This is a genomic window from Actinoplanes subtropicus (genome assembly GCF_000721705.1).
GTDB lineage: Bacteria > Actinomycetota > Actinomycetes > Mycobacteriales > Micromonosporaceae > Actinoplanes > Actinoplanes subtropicus.
The window spans coordinates 175254-195132 of sequence record NZ_JOJL01000027.1 but is presented as its reverse complement, the minus strand read 5'-3'; the positions used below and the strand labels follow the sequence as shown (position 1 = coordinate 195132).

Here is a 19879-nt window from a genome sequence, read left to right as displayed (position 1 = left end):
GAGAGGAGTACCGGGAGGAAGTCATGGCACGCGACCGGACGTGATCGCGACGCATCGCTGCCGGCCGGTTTGCCGCGATCCTCGGGCGTGGAGCCCGGTCGTCAGTACGCGATGTGCAGGCCGCTCACGGTGTGGACGTCGGTCAGGCCGCCGGTGGCGCCGGAGAACCCGATCAGGCCGGTTGCCGGAATGCCGGCGACCGGGGTGGTGAACAATGGCGACCCGTCGATGGCCACCACGAGGCTGCCGCCGGCGACGGCCACGCCCACCTCGTGGGTTCCCGTCCGCAGGTCGGGCACCGCGGTGGAGGTGGCGACGAAGGTCGCGCCGGTGGCGGTGCCGGTCTGGATGCCGGCGAAGTTGTTCGACGTGACGCCGCCCTGGGGGTACGTGACGAAAGCGACCGCCACGCCGGTGAGGCCGGCGAAGCCCAGGCCGGCGCCGTTGCGGCCGACCGCGGACGGGGCGTTCCGAGCCGGATCGAGCAGCATGAAGGTGAGGCCGTCGGCGCCGGTGCCGCCGCCGATCGCCATGGTGAAGGTCGCCCACAGGTGGGCGGTCGGCACCGGCGTGGCGTAGATGGCCGTACCGGCCTGGCCGGCGAGCGCGGCGGTCAACTGCACCGTGCCGCCCGACAGGGTCGTCGACCCGTTCAGCGACCAGCCCGCGCCGGGCGCCGGCACGGCGGTGCGGCCGCTCACCACCTGGGCGGCGGTGATCCCGTGGACGTCGGTCAGGCTGCCGGTGCCGGCCGAGAAGCCGACGAGCGCGGTCGGCTGCAGCGCCGGAACCGCCTGGCTGAGCACGTCCGTTCCGTCGATGGCGACGCTGATCGTGGTGCCGCCGACCGAGACCACCACGTCATGGCTGCGCGCCCGCAGGTCCGGGACGTCGGTGGTGGACGCCAGGACCGAGGGGGCGCCGCCGGCCGTACCGGTCTCGATCCCGAGAAGGTCGTGCGGATAGGTCACGAACGACACGGCGACGCCGGCCAGACCGGCGAACCCGAGGCCGCCGCCCGCCTCGCCCACACTCGTCGGGCTCGCCTGTGCGGGGTCCAGCAGGACGAGCGCGGCCCCGTCGGCGCCCGTTCCCCCGCCGATCGACAGGGTGAAGGAGGCGGTCAACCCGTCGGTGGCGACCGGGTCGGTGTACAGGGCCGTGCCGGCCCGCGACGTCGCCGCCGGGGTGAGGACCACCCGGGATCCGGCGACGTCGGCCGAGCCGCTGAACCGCCAGCCGGTTCCCGGCGGGGGCAGCTTGGTGCCGCCGGAGCTGATCGCGACGTCCCGTACCGCGTGCAGGTCGGTGGCCGTGCCGGTGCCGCCGGTGAACGCGGGCAGGACGGCCGGCGCGAGGCCGGGCACGTCGACCGACAGCCGCTGGGCACCGTCGAGGAAGACGGTGATCGTCGTGCCGGAGACGGTCACCGTGACGCCGTGCGGGCCGCTGCGCAGGTTCGGGATGTTCGTCGTGGTCGCGATGTAGGTCAGCGCCCCGCCGGTGGCGCCGGTGCTGATGCCCAGGAAGTTGTTCGACGGATCCGCCCCGTTGCCGTACGTGTCGAGGGCGATCGCGACGCCCGGCAGGCCGGCGAAGCCGAGGCCGCCACCGCCGCCGCCCAGACTGCGGCCGGTGTTGCCGGACGCGGCGAGCAGGGCGAAGGTCATGCCGTCGCCGCCCGACCCGCCGCCGATCCGCGCGGTGAACGACGCGGTCAGGCCGTCGCTGGGCACCGGCGTCGAGTACACCGCGGATCCGGCCAGACCCGCCGCGTCCGGGGTGAGAATCACCTCGGTGCCGGCGATCCGGGCCGACCCGTTGACGAACCAGCCGCCCTGGGTGATCGTCGGCAACGGCGTTCCGCCGGGCAGGCCGGCGGCGGTGCCCAGGACCGGGATGTCGTGCGCGCCGTGGCCGTCGTCCGAGCTGATCACGTACGCGTTGCTGAAGCTGCCGGCCTCCGTCGGAGCGAAGGTGACGTCGACCTGCGCGGTGTCCTCGGGATTGAGGACCAGGCCCTCGGGCAGCGGCGTGTTCACCACGAACGGCAGTGCGGGCGGCGCCGCCTTGGTGACGGTGACCGGAAGGTTGCCGGTGTTCGCCACCGCCAGGGTCCTGGTGGCGGATCCACCGATCGGCACGGCGCCGAAGCTGAGCGACTCCGGCGTGATGGAGAGTTGGGCCACGCCCGTGGCGCCGGTGCCGGTCAGCGCGGCGGTGGCGTCGCCCTGCGGGCCGGTGACCGTGATCGACGACGTGTCGGCGCCGGCCGCCTCGGGCCGGTAGGTCACCGACGCGCCGACGGACTGCCCGGGCCCCAGGACGGTGCCGACGGCAGGCAGCCCGGTGACGGTGAACGGCGCCGCCGGGCCGGTCACCGCGGTGACGGTCTCGTCCGTCGTACCGGTGTTGGTGATGTTGACCGTCAGGTACTTGTCGGTGCCGACGGCGATGTCGCCGAAGTCCAGGGTCGCCGGCATCGCGGTCAGACCGGGCTTGATGGCGGTGCCCTGCAGGCCGGCCCCGAGCGTCTGGCCGACGCCGGCCTCGATGACGGCGAACCGCAGCGCGCCGGTGAACGAGCCCGGCGAGGTGGGGGAGAACGAGACGGGAACGGAGATCGTCTGGCCGGCGGTCAGGGTGACCGGAAGCGCCGGCGCGGTCGCCGCGAACGGTGGCCCGCTGGTGCTGACGGCGGTGACGGTGACGGTGCGGGTGGCGGTCGCGGTCACCGTGGCGGTGCCGGTCCGCGAGACGAGCACGTCGCCGAAGGGCGTCTGGGCGGTTTGCAGCGCGGCGGTGGCGGGCTGCCCGAAGCCGTAGACGAACCCGTCGCGGGTCCCGATGTAGACCCGCCCATCGGCCGAGGCCGGCGTGGAGAACTTCGCGCCGGTGCCGATCGGGAAGGAGCGCAGCAGCGTGAGGTGACCGTCCGCCGGTACGGCGTCGTAGGCGCAGAGCCGCCCGTTCGCGCCGGACGAGCCGTCCACATTGGTCGCCCACACCACGGCGGTGCCCGGCGTGGTGCCGTCCGAGGTGACGATCGGCGATCCGGAGCTGTAGCCGAAGCTTTCCGAGCTGTTCCCGGCGAGGGACAGCGTCGGCCGGTTCGAGCCGTCGACACCGTACTTGAAGGCCAGCATGCTGCCGCTGTTCTGCACGACGTACACAAAACCGCCTTCACCGCCGTACGCCGCGGGATGTCCCCAGACGCCCAGGTACGGGCCGGCCACGCGGACCACATCGTCGCCGCCACCGGCCTTCTGGTTCTTCCCACCGAGGCGGTCCCGGTCGAGCAGGAACAACCGGCCGTCCTTGCCGATCTGCACCATCAGGTTCGGCGTGGCCGCCGTGCCGAAGTACGGTGCGGGCAGCGCGACCGGCCCGCCCGAGCCGAGGTCCTGGTCGTTGCGGTCGAGCTGGGCGGCGTTGGCCGGGCTGAAGAAGTCCCTCGCGGAGATCGTGCCGTCGGCCGCGACGCCGAGCCGTACGACGGACTCGGACAGCTGCTGCGGCGGGTTGCCGCCGGGCCCGTCCGGGGCGGTCACGCCGTTGCCGGTGGTCAGGAAGATGCGGCCGGGACCGTCCGAGACCAGGCCACCGCCCGCCTGCCAGATCCCGGCCCCGCTGCTGGTGACCCCGGCCTCGTCGGACCACATGCTGATCGCCCGGGTGCCGGTGTGCACGCCGGCCACCCAGCCGACGTAGTGGCCGTGGTCGCACATCGAGCCGAACGCCAGGTAGACGCTGCCGTCCAGCAGCAGCAGCCCGGGCCGCTGATTCACGTCGTACGGCTGGAACGGGTGAGCCGGATCGTTGGAGGGCGTGCCGACGATCTTCACCGGCCAGCCGGCCCGCTCCGCCCCGGATCCGGCCTCGACCGCGTGCAGGTACCAGTTGGGATGCAGCACGTCGGGTCCGTCGTCGACCTTCGTGGTCAGATAGACGTGGCCGGTCGTCGCGTCGTAGACGCCGGTGGACGTGTTGCCGATGGTGGGCGCGATGTCCGCGCAGCCGATCGCGCTGGCCGGCCACGACGGCCCCAGGCTGCGCTGCCATTTCACCGCCCCGGTCGCCGCGTCCAGGCCGTAGACGTAGTTGTCCTCGGTACCGGCGACGACGGTGCCGCCGATGACGAGCGGCTGCGCGTACACCTGGCCCTGAACCTTGGTCGCGAACAGCTGGCCGAAGGTCGTGCTCGTGATCGTGCTCGGCGCGAGCGCCGGCTCACCCCGATCCCAGCCGGTGCGCAGGTTGTCCGGTGGGAGAGAGGCCGGCATCGGGCCAGTCTGCCAGGTTCCGTTTCCGGCCGGCAGAACCGCGGGGTGAGTGAACCGGACCCGCCTCACGCGCGCATCGTCAGCCTTTCCCGGACCGAGATCGCGTCGGGGTGGTCCAGTTCCTCCAGGATGGCCAGGGCGTCCTGCCAGGAGTCCCGGGCCTCGGCCTGTTCCCTGGCGGTGTGCTGCACCTCGCCGAGGTGGGTGAGGTACTCCGCCTGGTGGTAGCGGTCGCCGAGCGCGGTGACGATGGCCAGGGCGTTTCGGTAGCATTCCTTGGCCGCGGCGAGGTTCCCGAGGTTGTGCTCGGCGTTGCCGAGACTGTCCCAGATGTTGGCCTCGCCGGGCAGGTGCCCAATTTCCCGGTACGCCTCCAGCGCCTGCTTGGTGAACTCCCGGGACCGCTGGTAGCTGCCGAGCAGGGCGTGGCACCAGCCGACGTTGTTCAGTGCCGCGGCCAGCCGATCCTTGTCCCCGGTGGCCTGGTACAGGACGAGAGCTTGTTCGGCGTGACCGAGGGCATCGGTGTTCCGGCCCTGCCGCTCGGCCAGCCAGCCGAGTGTCTGGTGTATGCGGCCCTGGCCGACCTGGTCGCCCAGCAGCTCGTACAGCCGGAGGCTTTCCGTGAGCTGAGCCCGGGACTTGTCGTAGTCGCCGAGCCGGGCCCAGCTGTGCCCGAGCAGACGGCCGGCCGTGGCCTGGCCGGCCAGGTCGCCCAGACGCGTTGCCGCGGCCAGCGCGATGCGCTGCGTGGCGGCCCATTCCTGCCAGAAGCCGCGCCAGTCCAGGAAGGTGTCCAGCGCCCAGGCCAGCTGCCAGGCGCACGCGTCGAAGCCGGCCTCGGCCGCGGCGGCCACGGCGGCGATCAAGACCCGGTGCTCGGCGTCGAACCAGGCCAGCGCGTGCTCTTTGTCGGATATCCGTTCCGGCGTGACTCCGGGCTGCGGTGCGCCCAGGTTCACCGGTTCCCCGGACGGGTTGAGCAGTAGTGCGGCGTCATGGCTGGTGTGCAGGTAATAGTCGAGAACGCGGTGAAGTGCGGCGCTCCGGGCCGCCGCGGGCTCGAGCTCGGCGGCCTGTTCGACGGCGTACGCATGCAGCAAGTCGTGTGCCGTGTACCGGTGGGGTGTGAGCTCTTCGATCAAATTGGCCATGGCCAGCGCGGCCAGCGCGGCGCTCGCGTGTGGCGCCGGGACTTGCATCAGTGCGGCGGCGGCCGGCACGGTGATGTCGGGGCCGGGATGGACGCCGAGGAGCCGGAACATCCTCGCGGCCGGTTCGTCGAGGTTCCGGCAGGACCAGGAGAAGACGGTCCGGACGTTCGTTGCCGGGTCGCCGGTGTCCAATGCGCTCAGCCGGCCGGCCGTGGCCAGTTCCGCCGCCACCGTGGCCAGCGGGACCCGGGGCCGGGACATGGCCAGTGCCGCGGCGACGCTCAGCGCCAGCGGAAGTCGCCCGCACAGCCGGGCCAGCTCGGCCACCGCGCCCGGCTCGGCCGCCGACCGGGCCGGCCCGAGGCGGCTGGTGAGCAGGGCGCCCGCTTCGTGAGCGGACAGCACGTCCAGGGTGAGCAGCCCCGCGCCCTCCGCGGCGGCCAGGCCGGCGAGCCGGACCCGGCTGGTCACCACCACCATGCAGCCGGACCCTCCGGGCAGGAGCGGCCGGACCTGCTCGGCGTTGCGCGCGTTGTCCAGCACGATCAGCATTCGCTTGTCGGCCAGCAGGCTCCGGTACTGCGCGGCCTGCGACTCGGGCCGGGAAGGAATGCGCTCGGCCGGCACACCGAGCGCATCCAGGAAGGCGCGGACGGCCGACTCGGGCGGCACCATTTTGCCGGACGGATCGAAGCCGCGCAGGTTGAGGTAGAGCTGGCCGTCCGGAAACGCGCCGGCCACCTGGTGTGCCCAGACGACGGCCAGGGCGGTCTTGCCCACCCCCGGCGGTCCGTCGATGACCGAGATGATCATGGTGCCGCCCGCGGCTCGCGCGTCCTCCCACCGCTTGGTGAGCACCTCCAGGCTGTCCGACCGGCCGGTGAAGTCGGGTATCGCCGCCGGCAGTTGGCGCGGCACGGTGGCCGGTCCGGTCGCCACGTCTGCGCGGGTCGCCGGGGCGGCGGGCCGATGACCCGCGGCTACGACGAAGTCGGCCCGGGTCGTCGCGCTCAGGCCCAGCGAATCGGCCAGCCGGTTCACGGTGTCCAGGAACGGCCGGCGGATCCGGCCGCGTTCCAGGTTGCCGATCGCGCGGACACTCAGCCCGGAACGCTCGGCCAGCTCCTCCTGGGACAGGCCGGCCTGCGAACGGGCCGCCCGCAGCCTCGCCGAGAAGTCGCCGTAACCGTGGCTCATCTCGTCGTGATCGGCCGTCACGCCCATCCAAAAAGGATAGCGGGTCCGGCTCGTCATCCCTGTCCGCCAGATTGAGGTGTGAGCGTTCTCGGCCAGCTCTACTCGCTGCGTGGCACGATCCGCCTGGCGCGCTTCCGGCTGCGCCACCACCGCCCCAGCCTCGACCGGGCGATCAGCCACCTGGAGCGCTCCGCCGCCCGCCTGCCGCCCGGCCATCCCGACCGGCCGCTCGTGCTCGCCGCGCTCAGCAACGGCCTGATCTGGCGTTACGAGCAGACATCCGCCGCCGCCGATCTCGACGCGGCCGTCGGGCGTCTGCGGGAGGCGATCGCCTCGCCGGGCGTGCAGGCCGAGGAACGGGCGAGCTTCGGGAGTGATCTTTCGGCCGTCCTGCGGTCCCGGTTCCTCCGGTACGGCGACCCCGCCGACCTGGACGAGGCGATCGAGGCCGCCTCCGAGGCCGTTCGCCACGGCGACGACCCCGCGCCCGGGATCACCAACCGGGCCTTGGCGCTGCTCGCCCGCTATGAGGCGACCGCCGACACCGGCGACCTGCTGGCCGCCCTGCGCGACGCCCGCGAACCGGCACGCGGACCGCTGCACCGGGGCCAGCGGCTCGGCGCGCTCATCGGTGCGCTCGGCGCCCGCTATCAGTACACCGGCGACCCGGAGGACCTGAACGGAGCGATCACCGCCGGCCGGGAGGCGCTGGCCACGCTGTCGCGGGTCGACCCGTACCGGGCGATCTACGCGAGCGAACTGAGCCAGGTGCTGCGGGTCACCGGCGAACCGGCAATGCTCACCGAGGCGGTCGAGGTGGCCGAGGACGCGCTGGGCGACGACCCGGCGGACAACGTCGATCACGCCGGCCGGCTGAGCACGCTGTCGATGGCGTTGCTCATGCGGCACCTGGCCGGCGGCGACCTCGGCGACCTGCGGCGGGCCCGGGAGCTCGCCGGGCAGGCCCTGGCCGCCGGTGGCCCCGGCCGCCCGATGTTGCTGCAACGCGTCGGCCTGATGGCGCGGCGCTGGTACGACGTGACCGGAGACGGGGCGGCCCTCGATCGCGGAGAGGCGGCGGTCCGGGAGGGGCTCGCCCTGGCCGGGCCCGGTCACCCGCTGGCCGACGCGCTGAGCTGTGAGCTGGCCGAACTGCTCCGGCGCGGCCCGGACGACGGACGGCGACGCGCCGAGGCACGGAAACTGCTGGTCACCGCGGTCCGGCAGCGGGTGCCTACGCTGTCGATGCACAACGCCCTGCGCGCCGCCGTCGCGCTCGGCGAGCTCGCCGCGGAAGCCGGCTGGACCGGCGACGCACTGCTCGGCTACCGCCGCGCGGTCGAGTTGCTGCCGACGGCGGCCTGGCCCGGACTTCGCCGGGCGGCTCGCGAGGCGCGGCTCGCCGAGGCGCCCCCGGCGACCGACGCGGCCGCGACGGCGGTGCGGGCCGCGGAGGCGGGCCTGGCCGTGGAGCTGCTGGAGGCCGGCCGCGCGGTCCTCTGGTCGCACCAACTGAACCGGCGCACCGACCTGGCCCGGTTGCGGACGGCCTCGCCGGCGGCGGCCGAGCGCCTCGACGAGATACGCGGCTGGTTCGAGCGACCCACGGCGGAGAGTGAGTGATGCGGCCCCGGAACACCCCTGACGCCGATCGGCGCATGGCGCTGGCCCGCGAATGGGACCAGCTCGTCGACCAGGTCCGTGGCCTGCCGGGATTCGCGGACTTCCTGCGGCCTCCGCGGCTGGAGACGTTGCTGCCGGCGGCCGCGGGCGGGCCGGTGGTCATCCTGAACGTCAGCCGCTGGCGCTGCGACGCGCTCATCGTCCGTACGTCCGGGGTGGAGGTCGTCGAACTGCGGCACCTCACCAGCGAGGGTGTCGCCGCGCAGGCGCAGGCGTATTTGACGGCGGTAGGCGCCCGGCAGCGGGCGACCGAACGCGGCGAAGGCCGGCGTGACCTGGCGCCGGCCGGGGACGAGGCGCGCGTCGAGGGGCCGCTCGACGACTGTCTGCGGTGGATGTGGGAGGCGTTCGCCCGCGAGCTCCTGGACCACCTCGGCCATGCGGCGCCGCCCGTTCCGGGAGAGCCCTGGCCGCGCGTCTGGTGGTGCCCGACGGGGCTGCTGACGCTGCTGCCGATTCATGCGGCCGGTGATCACCGGACGCCGGGCGCCGCAGTCCTCGATCGGGTCGTGTCGTCGTACACGCCGACCCTGCGGGCTCTGCGCGAAGCCCGGCAGCACACGGCCGGATCAGGCCGGATGCTGTTCGTCGGCATGCCGGCCACACCGGGGCAGGCCGACCTGCCGAACGTGCGGGTCGAGGAAGAACTGATCGGACACCACTTCACCGAGACCCCCACCCGGCTGGTCGGGCGGCAAGCCACCCGCGACGCCGTCCTGCGCGCCTTGTCCGAGCACGACTGGGTCCACTTCGCCTGCCACGGCGAGCAGAACCTGGCCGACCCGTCGCGCGGCGGCCTGCTTCTGCACGACGGTCCGCTCACCGTCACCGACCTCGGCTCGCGGCAGTACCGAGGGGAGTTTGCGTATCTGTCCGGGTGCAAGACGGCGGTGGGCGGCCGGCGCCTGCCGGACGAGGCGATCACGCTGGCCGCGGCGTTGCACTACACCGGATACCGGCACGTCATCGCCACCCTGTGGTCGGTGTGGGACGAGCAGGCCGCGGAGATCGCGCGCGACGTCTACACGGCGCTGGTGCGCGACGGCGTGCCGGACGCCCGGCCGGCGGCGCGGGCGCTGCACCACGCGGTCCGCCGGCTGCGCACCGCCCACCCCGATCGGCCCAGCATGTGGACACCGTTCGCACACACCGGACCGTGAGGCACCGAGAGCGGCTACGCCCTTTCACCGGCCAGGTTGGTGGTGTACCAGTAGGCGGCCGCGGTCCGGTTGTGCACGCCGATCTTGGCCGACGCGTTCTTGAGGTGGGTGCCCACCGTCGCCGGGGACAGATGCAGGTCGGCGCCGATCTCGGCATTGGTCAGCCCGCGCGCGACCAGCTCGAGCACGTCGCGCTCGCGGGAGGTCAGCTCACCGCGGGTGGAACGCTTCCGCGGCCGGGCCGACACCGGCTTGCCCAGCGCGAGTCTCGTCGCCTCGCCATGCTTGCGCCGCCCGGCCTCGTAGTACTTGGCGTACTCCGCGGGATCGAGGACGGCGCGGATCTGGTCCTGAGCCTGCGCCCGGAACCGGTGCAGCGGGCCCAGGCCCTTCCCGACGATGCCCATGACGTCGCGCCGCCGGTCGGCCTCGCCGAGCAGCCGCGCCGCCAGGCGCGCGGCGGCAGCCCGCTCGCGAGGGTCGGTGACGCCGGCGAGCTGGGCCGCGTAGATACCCGCGGTGAGCGCGGCCGCCCAGAGCCCGCCCCATCCGTCGCCCAGCTCCTCCTCCCGGCCGAGGCAGTCGTGCGCGAGCGCGACGGCTTCCTCGCGATCCTCCAGGTGCGCGGCCAGCGCGTCGGCCCAGACCCCCCACGCGATGGACCAGGGGCCTTGGGATTCCTCGGCCTCGGCGCGGTACCCCTTGGCGATGGTCCGGGCCCGGGCCGCCATCTCCGCGGCCGCCGGATCACCGGCGGCGAGAGCCTCGATCGTGGCGAAGCTCGCGGCCAGCGATTCCATCATGGCCGCCATGTGCCCGTCGCTCCGGACGCCGGCCCGGGCGAACGCCGCGCGCGCCCGGGCCAGCATGTCGATCGCCTTCGGGTCGCCCGAGGCGAGGGCCTCGATGGCGCCGAGGGGGTACCGGAGCTCCGCGGGAATCTCCAGGCCGCGGCCGGTGAACTGGGCCTCGGCGAGGGCGGCCATCGCCCGGGCTTCGGCGGCCCGGCCCTGCGTGGCCAGCACCCACCCGTGCGCCGCGGCGGTCGTGGCCAGCGCCGCGAAATGCTCCTCGCGGACCGTCTCGCCGGCCTGCTCGAAGGCGGCGACGGCGCGTTTCAACGTCTGCGCCATCAGATCGAGGAAGCCGAAGAAGTGCGGTGCCCTCGTGCGGATGAGGGCCAGGGCCAGCGCGGCCGCGGCGACCGTGTCGCCCACCGCCAGCGAGTGGTCGACGGCCGCGAGGATGTCCTCCAGCTGCCCGTACAGGTCCGTCATGATCTTGATCTCGTGCGGGCCGAACCACTCCAGCGCGGCGGCCTCGACGCCCCGCGCGAAGTGGTCCCGGTGCAGGTCTCGCACCCGTCGCGCATCGTCGCGCAGCTCACGCAGCCCGTAATCGCGCAGCGTGTCGAGCATGCGGTAGCGGGTCGCACCCCCTGCCCGCTCCACACTGATGACGGACTTGCCCACCAGCTCGGTGATCACGTGCCGGACCCGGGCGGGCTCGACCCCGGCGCCCCCGGCCACGGCCGTCGCGGTGTGCGGGTCGAAGGCGCCGGCGAACACCCCGAGGCGCTGCCACACCAGTTGTTCCTCCGGGCTGCACTGGTCGTAGCTGACCGCCACGACGGCGGCCAGGCCGGACAGCGTGCCGAACCGGTCGTCGGCCAGCAGCGCGATGAGGTCGGTCACGGACATGCCGCGGGCAACCTTGACCGCGAGCAGCCGCAGAGCCAGCGGCAGCCGGTCACCCTTCTCGCAGAGCTCCTCCACCGCCGCGGCGTTCGCCAGCTCGGCCGGTTCGACGCCACCCTTCCTGGCGTGCTCGACGAACAGCGCCACCGCGTGCTTGAGCTCGAGCGGCTGCACGCGCAGCAGGTGCTCGGCCTCCAGGTCCAGATCCTCGCGGGAGGTGGCGACGATCCGCAGGCCCGGCACCGCCGACAACAGCGCCGGGACGAACGCGCGGGCCGCGTCGAGGAACTGATCGCAGTTGTCCAGCACCACCAGCGCCGGGCGGCCGCCGAGGTGGTCGCGGACCACGTCGAGGGTCACCGGCCCGTTGCGCCGGATGTCCATCGTGAGCGCCAGATGCCCGATGAGGCGGTCGGCGGTCACCTCCGACTGGCCCGCCAGCGGCCGCAGGTCCACGACCCAGGACCGTTTCGGCTGCAGGGCGGCGAGCTTTTCCGCCATGCGGGTCTTGCCCACGCCCCCCGGACCGGTCAGCGTCAGCAGCCGCGCGTTGAGCTCGTCCAGCATGCGCTGCGCGGTGGACAGCAGGTCGTCGCGTCCCACGAACGGGGCAGGATCCGAGGAAACCTCATGATTCGGGCCGGCCATCGGGGCAGGCTACCGCAAACGCGGTAGTTACGAGTGACGCGACTACCGCGTAGACGCGATGTTCCCCGCGGAGATCACATGGACACTGCGTGGTGGGGACCAGCAACCGGTACGGGGATCACCACGAAGGACCACACCGTTTGGTCGTTCGTGGCGGCCGGTTGCCTCCCGTGGCGGCCCGCTGCCGGCTCCGTGTGCGGGCTGGCAAAATCGCGGCATGAGCGATCTGGACCTGGTCCTGGTGCTGCGTTACCGCAAGGCGGTGACGTACGGCTTCCACGTGCTGCTGGGCGCGTTGGGGCAGCACGAGACGGCCACCCGGTACGAGGTCCGGTTCGGCGAGACTCCTGAGGCGACGGCCGAGCACATCCGCGCCGGGCTGGCTGACGGCGTACGCACGCTGGTGTTGTGGTCTTTCTATTCGCCCGACGCGGCGGCGATGGCGGGCGAGCTCGAGCAGATCAGGGAACTCGCCGACGGGCCCGACGTCACGCACATCGCCGGGGGAGTGCATGCCACTGCCGAGCCGGTGCAGACTCTCGACGCGGGCTGGGACGTCGCGGCGGTCGGCGAGGGCGAGTCCACCCTGCTCAGCCTCGTCGACGCGAAAGGCGACCCGACCGGCATCACTGGCCTAACTTATCGCGATAAATCCGGCCAAATCGTCAAGACCGGGAAGGCCAGGCAACGCCCACTCGACGACTTCCCGGGCTTCGCGCTGAAGTGGGGAAAATTCAACGCGCTCGAAATCACGCGCGGCTGCATTTACGCCTGCCGCTTCTGCCAGACGCCGTTCATGTTCTCGGCGCGGTTCCGGCATCGCAGCGTCGGCAACGTGCGCTGGCACGTCGACCAGATGCGGGCCCGCGGCCTGCGCGACGTCCGCTTCATCACCCCGACGGCCATGTCCTACGGCAGCCAGACCGACGAGCCCGACCTCGCCGCCGTCGAGGAGCTGCTGGCCAGTTGCAAGGAGGGGATCGGCCCGGACGGGCGCGTCTTCTTCGGCAGCTTTCCCAGCGAGATCCGCCCCGAGCACGTCAGCCGCGAAGCCCTGAAGCTGGTCAGACGCTACTGCGCGAACACCAACATCATAGTCGGTGCCCAGTCCGGGTCCGATCGGGTGCTGGACGCGGCCAAGCGGGGCCACGGTGTCGAGGAGGTCAGGCGGGCGGTGCGGCTGGGAGTCGAGGAGGGCTTCCAGATCAACGTGGACATGATCTTCGGGATGCCGGGGGAGGGGCGGGCGGACGTGGACGCGTCGCTCGGGCTCGCCCGTGAGCTGGCGGATCTGGGCGCGCGGATCCACGCGCACACCTTCATGCCGCTGCCGGGCACGCCCTGGCGGGACGCGCCGCCCGGCGATGTCGACCCCGAGACGATCAGCGAGGCCGACCGGCTGTCGCGGCGGGGCGCGCTCTACGGGCATTGGCAGAAACAGCGCGATCATGCTGTACGGCTGGCGGCCGCCGCCGAGGCGTACCCGCGACCCGGCCGCAGCCGCACGATCCTGCCGACGGTCGAGCATTAGAGGCAGCGCAGGATCGCCTCGACCGAGCGGTCCACGTCGGACGGCGTCGTCGACCAGTTGGACACCGAGATGCGCATCGCCGCCTGCCCGCGCCACGTGGTGCCGCTCATCCAGCACCGCCCAGAGGCCGAACGCCCCGTCGACGTGCACCCAGGCGCCCGCGGCGTGGGCCAGGTCGCAGATCTCGCCGACCGGGTCGAACGCGCCGCTGTTCACGTTCCCGGCCTGCGCGCACACGATCGCCGGCCCGCTCTCCGCGGCCAGCGCCGCCCGCAACGCCGAGGGCAGCATCCGCCCCTGGCCGTCCGCCTCGACCTCGACGATCGAGCCGGTACCCATCCCGAGGAACCGCAGCGCCCGGTCGATCGTCCCGTGCCGCCCGCGCCCGGCGAGCACCCGCACCCGGGGCGCGCCCCACAGCCCGTCGACCGCGACGTTCCACCCCGCCCGGCCGAGCACCACCTGCGTCCCGATCGCCAGCCCGGTGAAGTTGGCCATCTGCGCGCCGGTCACGAACCCGCACGAGACGCCCGCGGGCAGACCCAGCAGCGACGCGAGCCACCGCGCCGCGACGTCCTCGACGACCGCGGCCGCCGGCCCGATCACGTACAGCCCCGCGTTCTGGTCCCACACCGAGGTCAGCCAGTCGGCCGCCAGCGCCGCCGGCGTCGCACCGCCGATCACGAACCCGAAGAACCGCCCGCTCGACGACGCCACCATGCCCGGATCGGCGAACCGCGCCAGATCCGCGACCACGGAACGGGGGTCGGTGCCGTGCACGGGCAGCGGCAGGTCGAGATCCGCCCGCAGCGACGAAAGCGTGGCGCTGCTGCCGACCGGCCGCGACGGCAGCCCGTCGAGATAACGGATCGCATACTGGCTGGCCTCGTCGAGGACTTCTTTCCACTCCGGCATACCAAGAGGTTTACGCCAGGCGGGCCACCCGCGCCTCCAGGTATCGACGTTCCGGCAGGCTCAGGGTCAGCCGCGCCGCCCGCCGGTACTCCTCCCGGGCCGCCCCGAGATCGCCGGCGCGTTCCAGCAGATGCGCCCGGACCGCCGCCACCCGGTAGTGATCGAGCTCCGCCGCGTCGAGGGCCCGCAACCCGGCCGCCGGTCCGTCCACCTCGGCCAGCGCCACGATCCGGTTCAGCGTCACCATCGGCCCCGGCGCCAGCGCCGCCAGCAGCCGATACAGCTCGAGAATCTGCGGCCAGTCCGTCTCGGCCGCGCTCGGCGCCTCGTCGTGCACCGCCGCGATCGCCGCCTGCACCTGGAACGGCCCGACCGCGTACCGCCGCAGCGCGTCGGTGATGAGCGCGACGCCCTCGGCGATGAAGTCCCGGTCCCACAGCGCACGGTCCTGCTCCGCGAGCGGCACCAGCGCCCCGTCCTCCCGCGTCCGGGCCGGCCGCCGCGCATCGGTGAGCAGCATCAGCGCCAGCAGCCCGGCCACCTCGCCGTCCTCGGGTCGCAACGCCCGCAACTGCCGGGTCAGCCGGATCGCCTCCGCGCTCAACTCCACCCGGTGCAACGCCGATCCCGAGCTCGCCGTCGACCCCTCATTGAAGATCAAATACAGGGTTTGCCGTACGCCGGGGAGCCGCGCTTCCAGGTCACCGGGCAGCGTGAACTTCGCGCCCACGTCCCGCAGGCGCTGCTTCGCCCGGCTGATCCGCTGGCCGACCGTCTTCTCCGGGATCAGCAGCGCCCGGGCGATCTCCGCGGTGCTGAGCCCGCCGACCGCGCGCAGCGTGAGGGCCACCTGGGCGGGCGGCGTCAGGGCCGGATGGCAACAGAGCAGCAGCAGCGTCAGCTCGTCGTCACCCCGTACGCAAGCAATGGGATCTTGAAGTAGAGACTCCTCACGGCGGCGCCGGGCCCGCTCGTTGCGGACGATCTCGATGAGCCGGCGGGAGGCCACCCGGATCAGCCAGGCGACCGGGTTGTCGGGAATTCCGTCCGCCGGCCACTGCCGGCTGGCCGCAAAGAGAGCCTCCTGCACCGCGTCCTCGGCCGCGTCGAAGTCGCCGTAACGCCGGGCGACCGCGGCCAGGACCTGCGGCGCCGAGGTCCGCAGCAGGTCCTCGACCACGGTCAGAACTCCCAGCCGCTCATGTCGAGCACCGGCCGCACCTCGACCTCGGTGTACCTGGCGTCCGGCACCCGGGCCGCCCACGCGATCGCCTCGTCCAGACTCGGCGTGTCGATCAGGTAGAACCCGGCCAGATGCTCCTTGACCTCGGCGTACGGCCCGTCCGAGCTGATCGTGCCGCCGTCCCGCACCGAGACCCACTTGGACAGGGAGTGGTCGGCCAGCCCCTCGGAGACCACCAGCACCCCCTCGTCGGCCATCCGCTCGGACAGCCGCCGGTGATCGCGCCCGAACGCCATCCGCTCGTCGTCGGACATCTTCTCCCAGGCGGCCAGGCTGCGCGGGTTCGACTGGATCAGGATCAGATATTTCATGCTCACTCCTTCGCTCACCAGGATGTCGAAACCGGGCCGGTGGCTTCGACGTACCCGCGGAAGTTTCTTGATTCAAGAAGGAGAACGAGATGAACGAGCAGATCAGGGACGTGATCCTGGCCCGCGCCGAGCGCCTGTCGGCCGGCGACGTGGCCGGCATGCAGCAGTACAACGCGCCGTCGGTGGTCGCCTACACCCTCGCCCCGCCGCTGGTCAGCGACCCGCACGGGCACGACCCGTCGGGCCTCGAGGCGTGGCTGAAGGGCTTCGAGGCCCCGCCGCAGCGCACGGTGACCCGGCTCGAGATCACCGCCGACGGCGACGTGGCCTTCGCGACCAGCCTCGACTCGATGACGGCGACTCCGCGCGGCGCCACTTCGCCGTTCACGCTCTGGTACCGCGCGACGCTCGGCCTGCGCCGGATCGACGGCCGCTGGCTGGTGGTGCACGAGCACGATTCGGTCCCGTTCTCCATGGACGGCTCGCTGAAGGCGGCGGTCGACCTGGAGCCCTGAGCTCAGCGGTCGGCCGGCCGGTCGGCGCCGTCGCAGGCGTCGTCCGTCAGGTCGTCGAGGACGTCGAACAGGTCGGGCCCCTCGTGCTCGATGTCGACCGTCCGGCCGACCAGCCCCAACTGGGCGGCGCACTCCCGCCCGAACCCCTTGACCATCCGGTCGGCGCGGGTCGGATGCCCGCACCGGCTCATTTCCGGCCGGGGGAGAGCGGCCGGCTCATTTCCGGCCGGGGGAGAGCGGCCGGCTCATTTCCGGCCGGGGGAGAGCGGCCGGCTCATCGGAGGTCGATGTTGACGGCCGCGATGCAGGCCCGCAGGACGGTCTCGAGGAGGTCGCGGCTGATCTGTTCGTACTCCCGCTGTGCCTCGCCGTCGGCGAACCCGAGGTCGTTCCACGACCCCATGCCCCCGAACACCCAGGCCGCCATCGCCGTCGCGGCCAGCGCGGGGCCGTCGGGATCGGGCCACGACGCGGGGAACAGGTCACGACGGCGCGCCTCCGGCGGCCGGCGAGCCTCGGCGAACAACCGCGCCCACTCCGGCAGCTCGTGGCGGTCGGCGAAGCGGGCGGCCCGGTCGAGCGCCTCGTCCAGGCCAGCGCGGGCCTCGCCGGTGCCGATCCGTGCCGGGGCGACCGCCACCGGCTCGGACAGGTAGTTGACCACCAGGATCTGGGCGCCGTCGCCGGCCCGGGTGGCGGGACTCCACTGTCCTCGCCACCGGTGGCGGCCGGCCGTGCCGGTGCTCACCAGCCCGGCCGGAAGGCCACCCAGGAAACCCGCACTCACCGGCGCGACCGGCCCGTACGGCGAGCCCGTGATCCCGAGGCCCGGGACGGCCAGCCACAGCCGCTCCACCCCGTCGGCGGCCAGGCCCTCCAGCCACGGTTCGACGCCCGCCACCGAGTCGAAGGCGACCAGATCCGCGAGCTGGGGGAGGCGTTGCAGGTCACCGCGCGAACCCGCCAGCCACATCGTGCCGAACGCCGCGATGGCCATGCTCTGCGCCAGTTCGCCACTCATGGCGCCGCTCCCGGTTCCGCGTCCCGGCCGGCCCCGCGCCGGGCTCGGACGGCGGCCACCCAGGCGAGCCGCTCGCCCAGGTCGTGACCCGGCGACATCGGGTCCGGCACTCCCGCGAAGAGATCGCGGTGGCTGCTGTCGAGCGACGCGATCCGCTCCCCGCCGGCCGCCTCCGGCTCCGCGTCGAAGAAGATCAGGGCCTGAGCGCGTACGAACGGATCGTCCGCGGTCAGGCAGTCGGCCATGCCCCTCGCCAGCAGGTCGGCATAGGGTGACCCGGCCAGTTCCCGATAGGCGCGGAAGACCCAGTCCAGCGGGAAGCAGTCGGCCCGGGTCGACCCGCCGGCGGTGCCGATCAGCGCCCGGTAGGCCAGGTCGGCGAAATCGGTCTCCTCGGTCAGCACCTCGTTGTCCACCCGCCGCGGATCGATCGCCATGCCACCTTCCCGCCCACATCGGTGCTGGTCAGCGGAGGCGGACGGGAATCGAACCCGACTGACCCGGATGCCGGTCACACCAGTCTTGAAGATCGGTAGAGCCAAGCCATCTGACCTGCGCGGACATCTTACGTGGCGAGCTTGTTGCCGCGCATTTGCCGTGCGGCTCCTGATCAAGGCGCTCAACTGGCGGTCGGCAACCGGCTGCCGGATTGGCTGCCGAATTCCTGTTCAACCTTTTTCTGTACGTCTTCAAGGCGGCCCGACACGGGCCGCTGACGCCGCAGCCTGGGCGCGGTGCTGCGTTCCGGGAGGTCGTCTGCGCGCAGCCTGCGTTCTGGCCGTCGCCTTGCTCTCCGCGACTCGGGGGAGTGCCCTGCTCACGGCGACGCTGCGCCGACCGGGCGCAGCTGGCACCGGACGCGGCCGCCTACCTGGACCGGGCGGCGCAGTGGTTCCGGACCGACGGCGGATACATCGCCGAGCAGTCGACCCGGCCGAACACGCTCGCGGTCGCCCTCGGCGACTCACCCGCCGGGCTGGCGGCGTGGCTGGTGGAGAAGCTCGACTCCTGGTCCGGCGAGTCGGCGTTCACGGTGGACGAGCTGCTCACCTGGATCACCGCGTACTGGGTCACCGGGACGATCGGCACCTCCCTCACCTCGTACACCGAACCGGCCGTTGTCCTCGCCCGGGTGGAGACGCCCACCGTGCTCTCGGTGTTCGCCGACGACACCAAGCCGGAACCGCGAAGCTACGCCGAGGCGTTCCTGAACATCAGCGATTACGTCGAGCACGACACCGGCGGCCACTTCGCGGCCTGGGCACAGCCTGAGGCGTACGCCGACGACGTCCGCCGGGCGATCAAGTCGGGCGGACCGAGCGGTTCCGCCCGGCGGTGAACGCAGTGCAGTGGATGGCCGACCACCAGGCGCCCCGGACGGGAGCCCGTGCACCCCTAAGACACCACGGCCTATCCGATGCTTTCTGGACTAGTTCGATCAGCGCGCGTCGCCGCGCTCGGCGCCCACAGGGCGGAGACCGCCAGGCCGAGCGGCCAAGCTCGGCGCATGAGCTTGCTGACCTACTCGCAGCCGGCGGCCCATCGGCCTCCATCGGCATCGAGGAGCACTGCCACTGACGCCCGGCAGAACAGGGAGGTCGTTTCCGATCTGAGTCATCCCCCCTGTGGGGGATCGCGACTGCTTACCTGACGGGGACGACTGCCGGGCGGCGGATCCCTAGCGTTTCTCCCATGACTTCGACCTCCCTCTCCCGCCTGCCGCGCTGGTTGCGGCCCGCGGGCGTGCGCATGCTGGTGCTGCTCGTCGCGTTCTTCGCGCTGATCGTGATCGCCGGGCCGATCGAGTCGGCCGTCGCCGGGCATGCCGTCCTCGGCCTCCTCGTCGGCGCGGTGGTCGCGACCGGTGGCCTCCTCGCCTACCGCGCCCTGGTGGGCCGGCTGGAACAACGGCCGGTCGACGAGCTGGCGCTCGGCGATGCGCGGCGGGGCGTGCTCCGCGGCTTCGGGCTCGGCATCCTGCTGTTCGGCGTCGTGATCGCGTTGATCGCCCTGTTCGGCGGCTACCGCATCGCCGGCTGGGGCTCGGTGAGCGGCACGATCGCCACGTTCGGTGTGATGTGCGGAGTCGCCGTGACCGAGGAACTCCTCTTCCGGGGCGTCCTGTTCCGGCTCATCCAGCAGTGGGCCAACACCGCGGTCGCGCTTGCCGTCTCTGGCCTGCTGTTCGGGGCATTGCACCTGTTCAACCCTGGGGCGACGCTGTGGGGCGCGCTGGCCATCGCGGTGGAGGCGGGGGTGCTGCTCGGCGCCGCGTACACGGTCAGCCGTAGCCTCTGGCTGCCGATCGGCCTGCATCTGGGGTGGAATTTCGCCGAGTCGGGCCTGTTCGGCTCGACCGACTCCGGCTCGGCGTTCCACGGCGGTCTCGTCGTCGGCGAGCCGCACGGGGCCGCCCTGATCAGCGGCGGCGGTTTCGGGCCGGAGGCGAGCATCTTCGCGATCCTGGTCGGGGTGGTCGCTTCGGCCTGGCTGCTGCGTCGCGCTTCGCGGGCGCGTTGAA

Annotated in this window: 14 protein-coding genes and 1 pseudogene; 6 read left to right on the top strand and 9 right to left on the bottom strand. The window is 72.7% G+C overall.

Features of this window, described 5'->3' with window-relative positions; genetic code table 11:
• Nucleotides 1-101: 101 nt before the first annotated feature.
• Together IH26_RS0134385 and IH26_RS54345 are read right to left on the bottom strand one after the other, a co-directional pair.
• Entirely contained in the window at nucleotides 102-4283 is a 4182-nt protein-coding gene (locus IH26_RS0134385) for a choice-of-anchor D domain-containing protein (RefSeq protein WP_051809027.1), read from the bottom strand.
• A gap of 65 nt (nucleotides 4284-4348) precedes the next feature.
• Nucleotides 4349-6661, bottom strand: coding sequence for a tetratricopeptide repeat protein (locus tag IH26_RS54345; RefSeq protein WP_051809026.1), 2313 nt, complete (start codon nucleotides 6659-6661; stop codon nucleotides 4349-4351).
• 51 nt (nucleotides 6662-6712) lie between these two features.
• Here IH26_RS54345 and IH26_RS61570 point away from each other — a divergent pair, with 51 nt between their 5' ends.
• The gene (locus tag IH26_RS61570; protein ID WP_034216574.1) at nucleotides 6713-8257 is read left to right on the top strand and encodes a hypothetical protein; all 1545 of its coding nucleotides are present in this window, start codon (nucleotides 6713-6715) and stop codon (nucleotides 8255-8257) included.
• Nucleotides 8257-9477, top strand: coding sequence for a CHAT domain-containing protein (locus IH26_RS56385; protein WP_084599289.1), 1221 nt, complete (start codon nucleotides 8257-8259; stop codon nucleotides 9475-9477). Before IH26_RS61570 ends, IH26_RS56385 begins: the two co-directional genes overlap by 1 nt.
• A gap of 14 nt (nucleotides 9478-9491) precedes the next feature.
• Here IH26_RS56385 and IH26_RS0134360 read toward each other — a convergent pair whose 3' ends face one another.
• Nucleotides 9492-11822 (bottom strand): LuxR C-terminal-related transcriptional regulator, encoded by a 2331-nt coding sequence (locus IH26_RS0134360; RefSeq protein ID WP_030440427.1) that lies wholly within the window; start codon nucleotides 11820-11822, stop codon nucleotides 9492-9494.
• Between the two features lie 217 nt (nucleotides 11823-12039).
• On the opposite strand from IH26_RS0134360, the gene IH26_RS0134355 reads away from it, so the two are divergent.
• Nucleotides 12040-13353: a TIGR04013 family B12-binding domain/radical SAM domain-containing protein gene (locus IH26_RS0134355; protein ID WP_030440426.1), complete on the top strand. Its 1314-nt coding sequence runs from the start codon at nucleotides 12040-12042 to the stop codon at nucleotides 13351-13353.
• A gap of 186 nt (nucleotides 13354-13539) precedes the next feature.
• Here IH26_RS0134355 and IH26_RS64715 read toward each other — a convergent pair.
• The 3 genes and pseudogenes from IH26_RS64715 to IH26_RS0134335 form a co-directional block, all read right to left on the bottom strand.
• A pseudogene (locus IH26_RS64715) lies at nucleotides 13540-14268 on the bottom strand (pyridoxal phosphate-dependent decarboxylase family protein); the annotation flags it as partial.
• A gap of 10 nt (nucleotides 14269-14278) precedes the next feature.
• Nucleotides 14279-15448: an RNA polymerase sigma factor gene (locus tag IH26_RS0134340; RefSeq protein WP_034216572.1), complete on the bottom strand. Its 1170-nt coding sequence runs from the start codon at nucleotides 15446-15448 to the stop codon at nucleotides 14279-14281.
• Nucleotides 15449-15450: 2 nt separating this feature from the next.
• Complete coding sequence (locus IH26_RS0134335) at nucleotides 15451-15822, bottom strand: YciI family protein (protein ID WP_030440424.1); 372 nt, start codon at nucleotides 15820-15822, stop codon at nucleotides 15451-15453.
• Between the two features lie 89 nt (nucleotides 15823-15911).
• On the opposite strand from IH26_RS0134335, the gene IH26_RS0134330 reads away from it, so the two are divergent.
• Entirely contained in the window at nucleotides 15912-16337 is a 426-nt protein-coding gene (locus IH26_RS0134330; RefSeq protein ID WP_030440423.1) for a nuclear transport factor 2 family protein, read from the top strand.
• Between the two features lie 2 nt (nucleotides 16338-16339).
• Here the strand turns inward: IH26_RS0134330 and IH26_RS0134325 are convergent, their stop codons facing one another.
• From IH26_RS0134325 to IH26_RS0134315, 3 genes are all read right to left on the bottom strand, one after another.
• The gene (locus IH26_RS0134325) at nucleotides 16340-16528 is read right to left on the bottom strand and encodes a hypothetical protein (protein ID WP_051809019.1); all 189 of its coding nucleotides are present in this window, start codon (nucleotides 16526-16528) and stop codon (nucleotides 16340-16342) included.
• A gap of 83 nt (nucleotides 16529-16611) precedes the next feature.
• Nucleotides 16612-17358, bottom strand: a complete 747-nt coding sequence (locus IH26_RS0134320; protein WP_030440421.1) for a hypothetical protein — start codon at nucleotides 17356-17358, stop codon at nucleotides 16612-16614.
• Nucleotides 17355-17795, bottom strand: coding sequence for a hypothetical protein (locus tag IH26_RS0134315; RefSeq protein WP_030440420.1), 441 nt, complete (start codon nucleotides 17793-17795; stop codon nucleotides 17355-17357). Before IH26_RS0134315 ends, IH26_RS0134320 begins: the two co-directional genes overlap by 4 nt.
• 371 nt (nucleotides 17796-18166) lie before the next feature.
• Between IH26_RS0134315 and IH26_RS0134310 the strand changes: the two genes are divergently transcribed.
• Together IH26_RS0134310 and IH26_RS60275 are read left to right on the top strand one after the other, a co-directional pair.
• The gene (locus IH26_RS0134310) at nucleotides 18167-18697 is read left to right on the top strand and encodes a hypothetical protein (protein WP_211268801.1); all 531 of its coding nucleotides are present in this window, start codon (nucleotides 18167-18169) and stop codon (nucleotides 18695-18697) included.
• A gap of 353 nt (nucleotides 18698-19050) precedes the next feature.
• Nucleotides 19051-19878 (top strand): CPBP family intramembrane glutamic endopeptidase, encoded by an 828-nt coding sequence (locus tag IH26_RS60275; protein ID WP_063763779.1) that lies wholly within the window; start codon nucleotides 19051-19053, stop codon nucleotides 19876-19878.
• Nucleotide 19879: the final 1 nt, after the last annotated feature.